Below are 14,596 nucleotides of genomic sequence, written 5' to 3' on the forward strand. Positions count from 1 at the left end.
CGCCACGTCGTGACCTGCTGCGCCGGGGGCGAGGAGCGCCCGCGCGTGACTGACGACGTTTCGGTGCTCCGGCGCGCGCTGCACGGCGCCGGCCACTGGTTGCATCGCTGGCAGAACTGGATCGCCGGCGCGCTGCTCGTGTTCGGCGCGCTGGCCGCGTGCCGGCTGTGGCCGCATCCGCCGCTGCGCGACTGGAAACCGTCGTCGGTTGCGGTGACGGACGCGCAGGGCCGGTTGCTGCGCCTGACGCTCGCGAAGGACGACCGCTACCGGTTGTGGGTGCCGCTCGACCGGATGTCGCCGCAGCTCGTCGAAGCCGTGATGCTGCACGAGGACCGCTGGTTCTGGTGGCATCCCGGTTTCAACCCGTACGGGCTCGCGCGCGGCGCATGGATCACGTACGTGCGCGGTGGCAATCCGCAGGGTGGCTCGACGCTGACGATGCAGCTCGCGCGCTCGCTGTGGCGGCTGAACACGCGCACGCCGGCCGGCAAGCTCGAGCAGGTCGCACGCGCGGTGCAGCTCGAACTTTTCTATTCGAAACGGCAGATCCTCGAAGCGTATCTGAACGATGCGCCGTACGGCCGCAACGTCGAAGGCGCGGGCACCGCGAGCGTCGTCTATTTCGACCGGATGCCCGATGCGCTGACGCTGCCCGAGGCGCTCGCGCTCGCGGTGATTCCGCAGGACCCGGCGCGGCGCGTGCGCGGCGGGCAGGACGAGATCAACCGCGCGCTGGCCGCGTCGCGCAACCGGTTGTATGCGCGCTGGCTGACGAAGCATCCGGGCGATGCGTCGCTCAAGCCGCTGTTCGCGTTGCCGCTTGCGATGCGGCCGCTGTCCGCGCTGCCGTTCGACGCGCCGCATGCGGTCGATCAGGCGCTCGCCGCACGCAGCGCGTGGCGCACGACCTCGGGCGGCGCGGCGGACGACCACGACGCCGGCGCGCGGCTCGTGACGACGCTCGATCTCGACCTGCAGCGCACGCTCGAACGGCAGATCGCACGCTATGTCGCGCGCAACGATACGCGCGGCGTGCGCAACGCGGCGGCGATCCTCGTCGATACGCGCGACATGGGCGTGAAGGCGCTCGTCGGCTCGGCGAACTTCTTCGACCGCACGATCGACGGGCAGGTGAACGGCACGCTCGCGCGGCGTTCGCCGGGCTCGACACTCAAGCCGTTCATCTATGCGCTCGGCTTCGACCAGGGCGTGCTGCACCCGCAGACCGTGCTGCGCGACGTGCCGACCGCGTTCGGCCCGTATGCACCGGAGAATTTCGACGGCCATTTCCTCGGGCCGATCACCGCGACCGATGCGCTGAACCGCAGCCGCAACGTACCGGCCGTGTGGGTCGCGTCGCAGCTCAAGTCGCCGGACCTGTACCGGTTCCTGCAGGACGCCGGCGTGCGCCGGCTCGCGAGCGCGCAGCACTACGGGCTTGCGCTCGTGCTCGGCGGCGGCGAAGTGACGATGCAGGATCTCGCGGCGCTTTACGCGATGCTCGCGAATCGCGGCGAGTTCCGGCCGCTGCGGCTGCGCGCGGACGAACCGGCGCTGCCCGGCCGGCGCCTGTTGAGCGCCGAGGCGAGCTACATGACGATGGACATGCTGCGCCAGCACCTGCGCCCCGACGAGACGAGCGGCGCGCAGCCATCGAGCGTGCCCGTCTACTGGAAGACCGGGACGTCATGGTCGTTCCGCGATGCGTGGACGGCGGGCGTGTTCGGCCCATACGTGCTGGTCGTGTGGGTCGGCAATTTCGACAACTCGACCAATACGGCGTTCGTCGGCGTCGACGCGGCCGCGCCGCTGTTCTTCCAGGTCGTCGATGCGCTGAATGCCGAGCGCACGCTCGTCGAGCCGCCGCGCGCGCTGCCGCCGAAGCTGAAGCGCGTGCGGATCTGCCTCGCGAGCGGCGATTTGCCGAACGAGTGGTGTCCGCAGCAGGGCTGGACGTGGTTCATTCCGGGCACGTCGCCGATTCGCGTGAGCACCGTGCACCGGCCGGTCGTGATCGACGATGCGACGGGGAAGGCTGCGTGCCCGCCATACGACGGCAAGCGCACGCATACGGAGATCTTCGAGTTCTGGCCGTCGGATCTGCAGCAGGTGTTCGCGCAGGCCGGCATTCCGCGCCGGCGGCCGCCGCAGAACGCGGACTGCCGCGACGCGGGGCAGGTCGAGGGTGATCCGCCGCGCATCACGTCGCCGCTGCGCGGCAGTACGTATGCGATGCGGGTGAGGAGCACGGAGGAGACGCGCATCGCGTTCAACGCGACGGCCGATGCGAGCGCGCATGCGCTGTACTGGTTCGTCAACGATGCATTTGTCGGACGCAGTGCGCCGGGCGATGCGCTGTTCTGGCAGCCGCGGACGGCCGGCAGTTATACGGTGCGCGTGGTCGACGATCACGGGCGCAGCGATCAGCGGCCGCTGGCGGTGGGGTTGGAGCAATAGCGGTTGCGCGCCTGTTACCTGGGTGGCTGTCGTGTGACTGCGTCGACCTCTGTTGTGCTGGGTGGATTTCCGCGGTCATGGGGCAGACTGTCGGCATTCGGCCGGCGCCATCGTTCGACAACAGTGCAGCGAGAAATGAAATGATTGCAATCGACGTCGCGTGGAAGCACGCTTTCGAGGCAGAGCCGGTCCGACTCGTTTCGGTGCTGGATCGGGATCGCCATGAGGTGCGCAAGCTCGAATTCTTTCGCGACGGCCGGGTGGGATTTGCCGACGAAGCGAGGTCGTCGCATGGAACGGCGCTTGGAACGGTTCCGGTACCGCCGCTGGTCGAGATCAACGCCGATCCTGAATTCGATGCAAGAGAGATCACGTTGGAAGATTTCGAAGCGCTATGGTCGTGCCATGTGACACGTATCGATCGCGTCGACTGAGTGTGCGGCGTTGGGCCGCAATCAGTCGCTCGACATCAACGCGTAGATCGCCGACCATCGATAACGAGAGCGTCGGACGTGATCGTCCGCCGTGATCGGCCATATCGGAAGCGTGTCTGCACGATGCGGTTGGGTGGAATCGTGCAGTCCGAGCCATTCGTCACCCGCAACAGGAATTTTCATCATGACGGCCACACCGCCGGAGTGCATCGCAATCAATCATGACGAGTTCGGCGCGAAGTACGTCGGCCGAACGGTTAGCGGCAGCCAGTTCTTTTTGACTACGCCGTTCGTACCCGAATCCTCGAACCGACCGGGCGCGGAATATGTCGCGCTTTATCTGTTCGATGCCGGAGGCACCTTGCAAGAGGCGCGAATCGAAGCCTTTGGTCCGCGTGCCGCCATGGATCTGACGGCACGCAATGCCTGCTGCGAACGGTATCTGGCCGAGCTTGGCGAAGTGCAGTACGGTCGCATCGAGATCGCTCCTTTCTCTGTCGAACGTTTCGGCGTCACGTTTGGACTCGTGGCGGATGACAGGGACGAAGATGACGACACGGCGCTATACATCATGGAGCCAGGAAACTATATGGCTTTCTTCGAGCCGTGGGACAGCGGCGACTACGACACCTGAATTGCTTGCTGGCGACAGCCGGGCAGGCGTATCTGCCTGACGACCTCGTGGCGAGTGGCCGTTGCCGGCGAATCCGGTGGACTGCTGCGGGGCGTCAGGCGACCTCCACAGAAATCCCCGCATCCATCTCCAGTGCTCTTTCCCGATGCCAGTCACAGCGGCGCACGGGCAGCCTTCCATCACCCATATCCGCCTTCGCCTGCAGCCCCTTCAACCCCTGGATCGCGACCAGCAGCGCGCACCCGTGCGCGTCCGACCCCTATCACGGGCGTAGCGATCAGCCGCCGCTGGCGGTGTGGTTGGAGCAGTAGCGGCCCACCCGCACCGGTTCAGACGCTGTAGCCGATTCTCAGGACCCCCCATGGTCGTCCGCCGACGACGATCGGCGCGGAAACGTCCTTCATCAGCGCGAATTGACCATTGCCCATATCGCGCCGGTAGGTCTGCAACAGGAACGGCTTGGTATGCGACACGGAGGTGCGCGCCGTCCGGTCGGTGTAGATCCGGCGGTTCCGGCAATTCGCGGCGTTCCAGGCGGCGTCTGCGCGCTGGGGCAGCGAGAATTTCCGGTTGTGGGTCGGCAGGTAGCACTGCCTGTCGAAGCTGGCGCAATAGACGATGCGCTCGTCGAACCCGAGCACCGGCTCCTGGATGGCCGGCAGCACGCGATCGGTGAAGGCCGTGAAGCGCGTCACGAACTGCTGCGGGTCGGTGCCGGGAATCGGCTCGTAGTGAACGTCGAAGAGCGCGTCGAGCGCGATGTCGCCGCGGCTGACCGCCTCCTCGAAGAGCTTGCTGATCGCGGCGGCGGTGTTCCGCGCGGCTTCGATCAGGCGCGTGTCGGGCGACTCGATGCCGGTCGCGGCCGTGAGTTCGATGAGTGTCTCGGAGACGGAGAGCAGATTGCCGAGCCGATCCTTGGCCTGTGAGAAGTTGTCGCTCGAGTTTTCGACACCGGACGCCATCTCGCCCACCTGTTCGTCGAGGCGGTGGCACTGCGTCTCGATCTCGTCCGTCAGCGACGCGATCTGTTCGGCTTCGCCGGCGAGCTCGGTGATCGCGTGCCCGGTCGCGCGCACGACTTCGCCGATCGTGCGCGTGCCCTCGCGTACGCGGTGCGCGCGCGCGGCGTTGTCGGTTCCGTCCGCGATCAGGTGTTCGGTCTGCTCGGCGAGGCGCGCAAGGGTCGTTTCGATCTGGGCCGTGGCCTGCCCGGTCTTGGCGGACAGGTTCTTGACCTCGGCTGCGACGACGGCGAAGCTGCGGCCCGACTCGCCCGCGCGCGCGGCCTCGATCGCGGCGTTCAGCGCAAGCAGGTGGGTCTGGCGAGCGATGACGGAGATCTCCTCGGACACGGCCCGCACGTGATCGAGCGCGTCGCGTAGCGCACCCATCTGGCTGCCGATCGCGGTGACGCCCTCGACGAGGACGTGAATGTCCGCGAGCGATGCCTCGATCGTCTGCTGCGACTGCCGGACCGCGCTCGATGCGTTGGCGCTGACGTTGCGCACCTGCTGCGCGGCCTCGGCGATCCGGTGGTTGCCGCGCAACGTAAGGGCCGCCGATTCGCGCAGCGTATGGCAGACCTCCGCCTGCCGGGCGACGCGGGCGGCGACTTCCTCGACGTGCCCCGACACATCGCAGATCTCGATGCCGAGCCTGCCGGCCTGCTCGGCGATGTCGCCGACGAGTGCGCGTGATGAACGGCGGCCGCGACCGATTCCGAAAAGGTTCACGTTGCTGGGTCTCCTTGAGGGCGCACCCGCCTGGTTCCTGGCGGATAGTGGGCGTGCGCTCCTGACTTGACGGCAGCGCGGCTGCAGACTTGAGGTCGGGTAAACATCGAGGCTGGATGGTCGGCGCGACGCCGGGCACAGCACGTCGTTGCCCGTGCTCGCGGCGTGCGGGGACGGCCGTGTGCCGGCCGTCCGTCCGCAGGCTGCGTCAGAATACGTGGTGGATGCCGGCATTGACACCGACCGTCGTGCCCGGCAATCCGAACAGCGCGCCGCCCGTTATGCCGAGGCCCGTATCCATCGCGCCGTGGTTGTTGACGACGCCGACCTGCGCATACAGGCCGGTTCGCTTCGACAGGCTGTAGTCGGCACCGATCGCGGCAAGCAGCGAATGATTGTGCGAATCGTTGCGGTCGGTCGTGTACCACGCGCCGGTGTTCAGGTCGAGGGCCGGCGTGACGCGATAGTCGAGACCGGCGCTATACACGTTGTTGCTGAACGAGCCGGCGACCTTGTAGCTCGTGAACGACGCCTTGCCGGTCACCGGCCCGAATGTGTAGGCGGCGCCGATCGTGCGGCCGACGAATGCGACCGTGCTCGGAACCGGCGTCGGCGACGTGCCGCCGTTGCCGTCGTAGAGCGCCGCGTTGAGCATGAATGCGCCATTCGTATAGGTGAGGCTGCCGGAATACTGGCGTCCCGCCTGGAAATCCCCGGCTTTTCCGCCGAATCCGAACATCGCGCTGCCTGTCAGCCCGGCGATCGTCGGGCTCGTGTACGAAATCGCATTCGGGTTGAAGAGGCCCGTGACGAGCACGTTGTCGACGTAAGGGATCAGCGCGGCGCCGAAGTGCGAGATATTGCGGGGATCCGATCCGAGCACCGCGAGCACGAAGGGCGAGAACTGCAGGCCGACCTTCGTCTCGCCGAATCCGCCGTCGATTCCGACCCACGCCTGGCGGCCGAAGAAGTTGCCGTTCGAGTGGCCGAACGCGCCGTCCGTGATGTTGAAGCCGCTTTCCAGCTTGAATCTCGCATGCAACCCGCCGCCGAGATATTCGGTACCCGTCATGCCGAAATTGGTCGGCGTCATGCCGGTGTCGGTCAGCGCGAACTGGCGTCCGGCGTTGCCACCGGTTGCGGAGTCGAGCGATCGGCTCGTATAAAGCAATGCGGCGTCGAGGTCGCCGTACAGCGTGATGCTGCTCTGAGCGAAGCTGCTCGTGCTTGCCGCTGCGCCCAGCAGTGCCGCGCAAATCATCCGTGTCCTTCCGTTCATCGTCTGTCTCCGTTTTGTTGAGTGTTGTAATACGTATAACTAATTAAAAGTGCGGCGACGGAATCGATTCGAGCCGCCTGCATGCCGTGCCGTCGGGGAACGCACGGCGATGCTTCTCGCGGGCCGGATACGGCCGCGCTCCGGCGCTGCGGCGATGCGGAACGCCCGCCGCGGCGGGTGGTGTCACATCGAGCGGTTCAACTGTTCGAGGATGGCCGGGTTCTCGAGCGTGGACGTATCCTGCGTGATCGCCTCGCCCTTCGCGAGCGAGCGCAGCAGGCGCCGCATGATCTTGCCCGAGCGCGTCTTCGGCAGGTTGTCGCCGAAGCGGATGTCCTTCGGCTTCGCGATCGGCCCGATCTGCTTGCCGACCCAGTCGCGCAGCGTCTTCGCAAGCGCCGCCGCTTCCTCGCCTTCCGGACGCGAACGCTTCAGCACCACGAACGCAACCACCGCCTCGCCCGTCGTATCGTCCGGACGGCCGACCACGGCCGCCTCGGCCACGAGTTCGTGCGAGACCAGTGCCGATTCGATTTCCATCGTGCCGAGCCGGTGGCCCGACACGTTCAGCACGTCGTCGATCCGGCCCATGATCGTGAAGTAGCCAGTGTCCTTGTCGCGCACGGTGCCGTCGCCGGCCAGATACAGCCGCCCGCCGAGTTCCTCGGGGTAGTAGCTCTTCTTGAAGCGTTCCGGGTCGCCCCAGATCGTGCGGATCATCGCGGGCCACGGGCGCTTGACGACGAGAATGCCGCCTTGCCCGTTCGGCACGTCCTGGCCGGTTTCGTCGACCACCGCGGCCATGATGCCCGGCAGCGGCAGCGTGCACGAACCGGGCACGGTCGGCGTCGCGCCCGGCAGCGGCGTGATCATGTGGCCGCCCGTCTCGGTCTGCCACCACGTGTCGACGATCGGGCAGCGCTCCTGGCCGACGTGCTTGTGATACCACATCCAGGCTTCCGGATTGATCGGCTCGCCGACCGTGCCGATGATGCGCAGGCTCGACAGGTCATAGCTCTTCGGATGCACCTTGTCGTCGGCCTCGGCCGCCTTGATCAGCGAGCGGATCGCGGTCGGCGCGGTGTAGAACACGGTGACCTTGTGGTCGCCGATCATCTTCCAGAAGCGGCCGGCGTCCGGGTAGGTCGGCACGCCTTCGAACACGACCTGCGTGCCGCCGCAGGCGAGCGGGCCGTACGTGATGTACGTGTGGCCAGTGACCCAGCCGATGTCGGCCGTGCACCAGAACACGTCGGTGGGCTTCCAGTCGAAGGTCCACTTCATCGTCTGCGCGGCCCACAGCAGGTAGCCGCCCGTGCTGTGCTGCACGCCCTTCGGCTTGCCGGTCGAGCCCGACGTATACAGGATGAACAGCGGATGCTCGGCGCCGACCCATTCCGGCTCGCACTGGTCGGATTCGCCGGCCGTCAGTTCGTGCATCCACAGATCGCGCTCGGCGTGCCAGTCGATCTTGCCGCCGGTGCGGCGATAGACGATCACGCTCTTCACGGCCTCGCAGCCGCCCAGCGCGATCGCTTCGTCCGCGATGCTCTTCAGCGGCAGCGTCTTGCCGCCGCGCGCCTGCTCGTCGGCCGTGACGAGCGCGGTCGCGCCGACGTCGACGAGCCGCTCGTTCAGCGACTTCGCGGAGAAGCCGCCGAACACGACCGAGTGCGTCGCGCCGATGCGCGCGCAGGCCTGCATCGCGACGATGCCTTCGATCGACATCGGGATATAGATGACGACGCGGTCGCCCTTGCCGATCCCACGCTTCTTCAGTGCATTCGCGAAACGCGACACGCGTGCGAGGAGATCCGCATAGGTGACGCGCGTGACGGACCCGTCGTCGGCTTCGAAGATCACCGCGACGCGCTCGCCGTTGCCGGCTTCGACGTGGCGGTCGAGACAGTTGTACGACGCGTTCAGTTCGCCGTCGTCGAACCACTTGTAGAACGGTGCGTTCGACTCGTCGAGCACTGTCGTGAACGGCTTGTGCCACGCGAGGCCCTCGCGCGCGAGACGCGCCCAGAAGCCTTCGTAATCGCTTTCGGCTTCGGCGGCGAGCGCACGGTAGGCCGGCATGCCGGAAATGGTCGCCGCCTGCTCGAGCGCCGCGGGCGGCGCAAACTGGCGGGTTTCGTGAAGAACCGATTCAATCGCAGACAAACGTGTCTCCTTGCGTTCTTGTGGTGCCTGATGGCGTTCGGGAAAACGCAACATGCATGCCAGTATTGAGGTTCGATGCACGCATGCGGCGACAGCCGCGGCAGTCGGGCGCGTGCCGATCGATCCGTGCGAACGGGCGGCGTCGCGGACGGTAGCGCGAGGCGGCGGGGCGTTCAGAAATGCAGCACGGTGTGTTGCAGTCCTGAGCAGATGGCGTTCGGCTCGAAAGGCGGCTGAGGCGGTTGCGTCAGGCGAGCAGCGATCGCAGTGCCGGTGCGTGCCTGCATTGCCGGATTCGTTCGAGCGCCGACACCTCTATCTGGCGAACGCGTTCGGCCGACAAGTTCAGTTGCCGGCCGATCTCACGCAGCGAATACTCGCTTTCGACATCGATGCCGTACCTCAGACGCAGAATCCACGCTTCGCGTGCGGGCAGGCTGTCGATCAGCGTCGCCACCGCGGTACGAAGCTGGCCGGCGCTCGCGGATGCTTCCGGGGTTGGCGCATCGGGGTCGATCGTGACGTCGCACAACGTGAGGTCGTGATCGGGCGAAATGGGCGAGTCCGCGGAGACGGGCTCGCGCACGATGCTCATCAGTTCGCGTATCTTGTCGACGGGCAACTGCATCTGCGTGGAGAGTGCGGGCGCGTCGGCGACATCGCCGGTTCGTTGCCGGTGCGTTCGCGCGAGCCGCGAGAGCTTGTTGAGCGAGTCGACCGTATGCGCGGGCACGCGTATCGTGCGGCCCTGATCGGCGAGCGCATGCGTGATGGCCTGCCGGACCCACCAGGTTGCATAGGTCGAGAACTTGAAGCCGCGCCGGTGATCGTAGCGATCGACGGCCTTCAACAGGCCGATATTGCCCTCCTGGATCAGATCGAGGAATGGCAGGCCGCGATCGGGATACCGTTTGGCGACCGATACGACGAGCCGAAGATTGCTCCGGAACAGCTTCGTTCTCGCGGGTTGCATCGCGCGGTCGATCCGCGACAGCCGTGCATCGAGCGCGACCGCGATGTCGAGCGGCAGGGGCGACTGGCCGGCGAGACGGGCGAGTGCGAGACGGGCTTCGATCAGTGCCGGCACGTGGCGGGCGAGGGCAGCGGCGCATTCCGGATGTGCGGCGATGCATTCGTGCAGCCATGCGCGCGCGTCGTCGCACGGTGCGAAGAGGTCGCGGCGCGTGGATCCGGTACGCATGCCCGACGCGGCCAGGGTAGCGACGAGCCGTTTTTCGATCTGGCGTGCCTGGGTGGCGCGTTCGCCGATCGCATGACCGATACGCTCGATTGCGCGGGAGGTGAAGCGGATCCTGCCGGTCAACGCGGCAGCCTCGCGAATCAGCGCGCGATAACCGGCCGAGGCGAACCCGTCGACGCTCAATGCGAGTCGCATCGCCGGTGCGAGCGCACCGGCGCGCGCGAGCGATTCGGCGACCGCATCGCGCCACGCCGGGCTGTCCGGCGAGAGGTCCGTGCTGCCTTCCGGCGCCGGCGACGCCATGGTCGGATCGGGCGCCGCGTCGTTCCCGGGCGAATCGTGGGGCAGCATCGCGGGCGCTTGGGCGAGCGATTCCGCATCGTCGGCGAACCCCGTCACGTAGACCGATGCCGCGACCTTGCCGGCGCGGACGTCGTCCGCCATCGCCGCGATGCCGGCGAGCGCAGTCGGATCCCGGCTCAACGCGTCGATGCATGCCGCCCGCCCGCGCTCCAGATGGAGCGCGAGCGCGATCTCCTCGTCGCGTTCGAGGAGCGGCGTCGCGCTCAGGTCCCGCAGATAGAGCCGGACCGGATCGTTGGTGCGGCCCAGGAGCAGATCGTCGGCCGCGAGCGGCGTCGAGGCGTCGGCGAGCGGTAACGCGACTTCCGGCGCCTGCGCAAAATGACGGTCGAGCGTCCACGCGGTACGCGAGCCGGCATGCTCGCGTACCTCGATACCGAGCTCGCGGAGCATCGACGCGGCCGCGTCCACATCCGCGTCGTCGGCGGCATCGTCGGGTAACGCGTCGGCGATTTCGCCGTGCGTCACGTATCCGCGATCGATGCTCAGCGCGATCAGCGCATGCAGATGCACCGCGCGGTCGGTGTCCGTGCCGCGACGCGGTGCGCTGTCGCGTCCGCGCGCGGGGCCGGGATCAAGCAAGCTTTGCATAGACGTTGCACCAGCCTTCGGCGGCAACCACCTTGCCCGCGAACATCGGACACGTGCCGGAGGATTCGCCTGCGGCGGCCTTGTAGAACCGGCAGTTCGAACAGGTCTGGCCGGCCTGGTACTTCGGGAACTTGCCCGCGTCGACGGTTGTGGCCTTTGCGCGGTAGCCGAGCGTCTTCGCGGCCGCGTCGTTTTCGTCGACGGGCGGTGCGGCCGCGAATGCGCGGGTGCCGGCCGCGAGCGTGGCGCACAGGCTGGCCGCGTGGACGAGGAAGGTTCTGCGATTGGGGGAGGTCATGGCGTTATCCGGCGTGAAATGAAAAGATGAAGTCCGACCCGCGCGCCGGGCATGCTTCCCGGTGCGGGGGCGGTCGAAACGAAAGCGGGCGGGAAAGTTACTTGCGCGGTCCGGCGATGAGCGGCGCCTTCGACGCGGTGGCGATATCGGCGGTCAGCTTGTGCTTCGACGCATCGTAGCCATTCGAGTAAAGCAGGAATGCCATCACATCCTCGTATTCCTGTGCCGTCATCTTGCCGGGGCGATCGGCCGGCATGTTGTTCGACAGGTACTGGAAGATGCCGCCGACCGTGATGTGCGACTTGCCCTCCGGGGCGAAGGCTTCTCCGCTCAATGCAGGGGCGGTATTGCCTTCGAGCTGGTCGCCGTGACATTTCGCGCAGGCGTCGGCATAGATCTTCTTGCCATGCTGTACCTGTGCCTGGTCGAACGACGGTATGCCGTCGCCTTCGCTGGCTGAAACCTTCACGAAACCGCTCTTTGCCGGGCCCTGTTGTGCGGATGCGACCGCGCCGTCGAGAAACCGGCCGGTTGCACGCGCAGCGGCGGCTTGCGTGACGGTGTCCGGAAGCGCCCAGGCGCGCGTGAGCGAGGCGAGGCGGCCATCGCCGTTCATTCGAGACAACGTTGCGTCGATGCGCTTTTGCAATGCGTCCTTGCCCGGGCCGAATGCGAACGACAGTTGCCAGTTGGAGTACGGCGACGAAGTCGCCGCAACCTGGAACCGTTGGTGCGGGTGCGCATGCTCGTATGCGACGACGCTCGGATACCAGACGATCGCACGCTGGGCACGGCCCGCGGCGACCGCGCCGATCGTTTTCTCGCTCGTATTTTCGAGGTCGAAGCGGGCGTTCGGCTGCTGTGCGGCGATCAGCTGAGACGGGCTGCCGTACGTGGCCGCGATCGTTTCCTTTGCACCGGACGAGGCCTGCGCGTCGCGCAACGACACGCTGACGTATCCGGAGCGCAGATAGCCCTGCGAGAACGTCATTCTGGATCCCGACGCATCGGCGATTTCCGAACGCGGAAAACCCGCGATCACATCGCAGTCGCGTTCGAGCGATTTCTTCAACTCGCTGGCGGAGATGCCGTCGTCGCCGCCATCGTCGTCGACGCCACGCCTGTTGAACGTGGCGGCGATGCCTGCGGTGCGGAAGACTTCGCGCGCAACGGATCGGTCGAGCGCCGTGGTCGGGCTGCCGGGCAGCGTGCAAATGCGCACGCCGGCCGACGCGGCTGCCGGTGTCAGCGCCACGCCCACGGCGAGCAGACTGGCAACGGTAATGGAAGTGAGACGAGTATTCATGATCGTGTGTCCGGTTGAAGCGGGTAGGGCGTCGCGCCCCCATCGGGCGCATGCGGGCGCGACGCGGGCCTGATGCCTGTTCAGTCGAGCGCGAACACGTAGAGCGTGCCGCCGCGCGGAACGTCCTTGGCGATGTCGGCCATCGGGCCTCCCCAGATCGGGTTCGCGCCACCATAGCCGGCGAGCACGGCGACATATTCCTTGCCGTCGACCTCATACACCGACGGCTGGGAAATGATGCCGCTCGCGAGTTGCGGGCTCTCCCAGAGCACCTTGCCGGTTGCCGTGTCGAACGCATACAGGTGGCCGTCGAGCGAGCCGCTGAACGCGAGACCGCTCGCGGTGGTCGCGACGCCGCCGTTCCAGGGCTTCTTCGACCAGTGGCTCCACAGCTTCTTGCCGGTGTTGACGTCGATTGCCGTCAGTTCGCCGTAGCCCTCGCTGCCCGGTTCGGGCTTGATCTCGAAGCCTTCGCCGAGATACGGCAGGCCTTCCATGTAGCTGACCGACTTGCCGGTGAGGCTCATGCACGCATGCAGCGCCGGCACGACCGCGATGTTGCGTTCCTGGTCGTACGAGATCGACCACCAGTTCTTGCCGCCGAGGAAGCTCGGGCACGTTTCAATCGTCGTGCCGGCCTTCGGGAACTTCGATTCGTCCTGGATCGGCTTGCCGTCGGCCGTGTAACCGGTGACTGACAACGCCTTCACGAACGGCGTCGCATAAATCAATTTGCCGGTCGTGCGGTCGATCGCGTGGAAGAAGCCGTTTCGGTCCGCGTGGATGATCGCGTCGTAGTCTTTGCCTTTGTACTTGATGTCCGCGAGGACAGCCGCGTTCACGCCGTCGTAGTCCCACGTATCGTTGTTCGTGTACTGGTAGTGCCACTTCAGATTGCCGTTCTTCGCATCGAGCGCGAGCAGCGAGTCGGAATACAGGTTGTCGCCGGGACGCAGCGCCGCGAGCCACGGGCCCGGGTTGCCGACACCCCAGTAAAGCGTGCGGGACGCGGCGTCGTACGTGCCGGTGAGCCAGGCCGCGCCACCGCCATGGCTCTGCATGCCGTCGGGCCAGGTTTCCGCGCCCTTTTCTCCGGAAGCGGGGATCGTGTAGCGTTTCCAGACTTCGGAGCCGTTCTCCGGATTCAGCGCGGCGATGTAGCCGCGAATACCGTATTCGCCGCCGGACGTGCCGACGACGATCGCACCGTCGATCGCGAGCGGTGCAAGCGAGAACGCGTAGCCGAGGCCCGGCTCGAACATCTGCTTCTTCCACACGAGATTGCCGGTCTGCGCGTCGAGCGCGGCGACTTCGCCACTCAGCATCGCGACATAGACGTTCTTGCCGTACAGCGCGACGCCGCGATTCACGACGTCGCAGCACGCGGTCTTGAACGACGCGGCGCCGAGCTTCGGCTCGTATTTCCACAGCTGCTTGCCCGTCTTGGCATCGAATGCGTAGACGTTGTCCTTCGGCGTCGTCACGAACAGATAGTCGCCGTTGACGATCGGCGTGGCCTCGAAGCCCTGCTTCAGGTCGGCGGGGAACTTGTAGGCCCACACCTGCTTGAGATCCTTCGCGTTCGACGTGTCGATCTGCTTGAGCGGCGAATGCGAGCGGCCGTCGTAGGTGCGGTAGTAGGTCAGCCAGCCCGGATCGGTGTGTGCGTCGGTCAGCCGCTGGTAGGTCACGGCCGGGTAGTCCGCGGCCGCTTCCACGAGGCCGGGGTTCAGCGCGACGGCGGCCGCCACCGCGATTCCGATCGTCGCCAGCCGGCTCGCTGAAGCCGAGAGTTTCTTCATGGTTGTCTCCTGAGTCATTGTGATCGCACCGCCGCGAACGGTTCGTCGCGCCGGCACGGTTGGGATTCCGGGCCGAGTGCACTGCCGGTTACGCAAGTCGCATGCCATCGCGGCGCGAAGCTGGCGCGGCGTGGCACACCGGCGTACTGCGCGTGATGCGCTGTCGGACGCGTCGCGCCATGGCATCCACGAAGGTGTTGCATTCAGGTACACCACCGCGCATGAAGTGTTGCCAAACATGACAGGTGGTGCAGTCCGCGGGACAGGCGGGCCGTCGCGCGCTTCCGCGCCGCCGGGAATCGGGGCGCGGCGCAGGCAGCGCTGGC

Annotated in this window: 10 protein-coding genes; 3 read left to right on the plus strand and 7 right to left on the minus strand. The window is 66.6% G+C overall.

All coding sequences use genetic code 11. The annotated features are described in order from the left end of the window. The first annotated feature begins 45 nt into the window (after positions 1 to 45). The 3 genes from pbpC (at position 46) to ACN8ZM_RS18035 (ending at position 3,528) form a co-directional block, all read left to right on the plus strand. Complete coding sequence (pbpC, locus tag ACN8ZM_RS18025) at positions 46 to 2,460, plus strand: penicillin-binding protein 1C (protein ID WP_420211929.1); 2,415 nt, start codon at positions 46 to 48, stop codon at positions 2,458 to 2,460. A gap of 77 nt (positions 2,461 to 2,537) precedes the next feature. Next, positions 2,538 to 2,894: a DUF6881 domain-containing protein gene (locus ACN8ZM_RS18030; RefSeq protein ID WP_420211930.1), complete on the plus strand. Its 357-nt coding sequence runs from the start codon at positions 2,538 to 2,540 to the stop codon at positions 2,892 to 2,894. A gap of 184 nt (positions 2,895 to 3,078) precedes the next feature. Beyond that, positions 3,079 to 3,528 (plus strand): hypothetical protein, encoded by a 450-nt coding sequence (locus ACN8ZM_RS18035; protein WP_420211931.1) that lies wholly within the window; start codon positions 3,079 to 3,081, stop codon positions 3,526 to 3,528. A 329-nt stretch (positions 3,529 to 3,857) separates the two neighbouring features. On the opposite strand, the gene ACN8ZM_RS18040 is transcribed toward ACN8ZM_RS18035, so the two are convergent. The 7 genes from ACN8ZM_RS18040 to ACN8ZM_RS18070 all read right to left on the minus strand — a co-directional run bounded on the left by ACN8ZM_RS18040 (position 3,858) and on the right by ACN8ZM_RS18070 (position 14,270). Further along, positions 3,858 to 5,264: a methyl-accepting chemotaxis protein gene (locus ACN8ZM_RS18040; RefSeq protein ID WP_420211932.1), complete on the minus strand. Its 1,407-nt coding sequence runs from the start codon at positions 5,262 to 5,264 to the stop codon at positions 3,858 to 3,860. A gap of 208 nt (positions 5,265 to 5,472) precedes the next feature. After that, positions 5,473 to 6,543, minus strand: a complete 1,071-nt coding sequence (locus ACN8ZM_RS18045; protein WP_420211933.1) for a porin — start codon at positions 6,541 to 6,543, stop codon at positions 5,473 to 5,475. A 183-nt stretch (positions 6,544 to 6,726) separates the two neighbouring features. After that, positions 6,727 to 8,709 (minus strand): acetate--CoA ligase, encoded by a 1,983-nt coding sequence (gene acs / locus ACN8ZM_RS18050; RefSeq protein ID WP_420211934.1) that lies wholly within the window; start codon positions 8,707 to 8,709, stop codon positions 6,727 to 6,729. 247 nt (positions 8,710 to 8,956) lie between these two features. After that, entirely contained in the window at positions 8,957 to 10,864 is a 1,908-nt protein-coding gene (locus ACN8ZM_RS18055) for a sigma-70 family RNA polymerase sigma factor (RefSeq protein ID WP_420211935.1), read from the minus strand. After that, entirely contained in the window at positions 10,848 to 11,162 is a 315-nt protein-coding gene (locus ACN8ZM_RS18060) for a high-potential iron-sulfur protein (RefSeq protein ID WP_301809892.1), read from the minus strand. Before ACN8ZM_RS18060 ends, ACN8ZM_RS18055 begins: the two co-directional genes overlap by 17 nt. Before the next feature lie 97 nt (positions 11,163 to 11,259). Beyond that, positions 11,260 to 12,468, minus strand: a complete 1,209-nt coding sequence (locus ACN8ZM_RS18065; protein ID WP_420211936.1) for a c-type cytochrome — start codon at positions 12,466 to 12,468, stop codon at positions 11,260 to 11,262. Between the two features lie 80 nt (positions 12,469 to 12,548). After that, positions 12,549 to 14,270 (minus strand): methanol/ethanol family PQQ-dependent dehydrogenase, encoded by a 1,722-nt coding sequence (locus ACN8ZM_RS18070; protein WP_175021162.1) that lies wholly within the window; start codon positions 14,268 to 14,270, stop codon positions 12,549 to 12,551. Between the last annotated feature and the right edge of the window lie 326 nt (positions 14,271 to 14,596).

Origin of the sequence: Burkholderia aenigmatica (genome assembly GCF_048627025.1) — a bacterium.
GTDB classification, from domain to species: Bacteria; Pseudomonadota; Gammaproteobacteria; order Burkholderiales; family Burkholderiaceae; genus Burkholderia; species Burkholderia aenigmatica.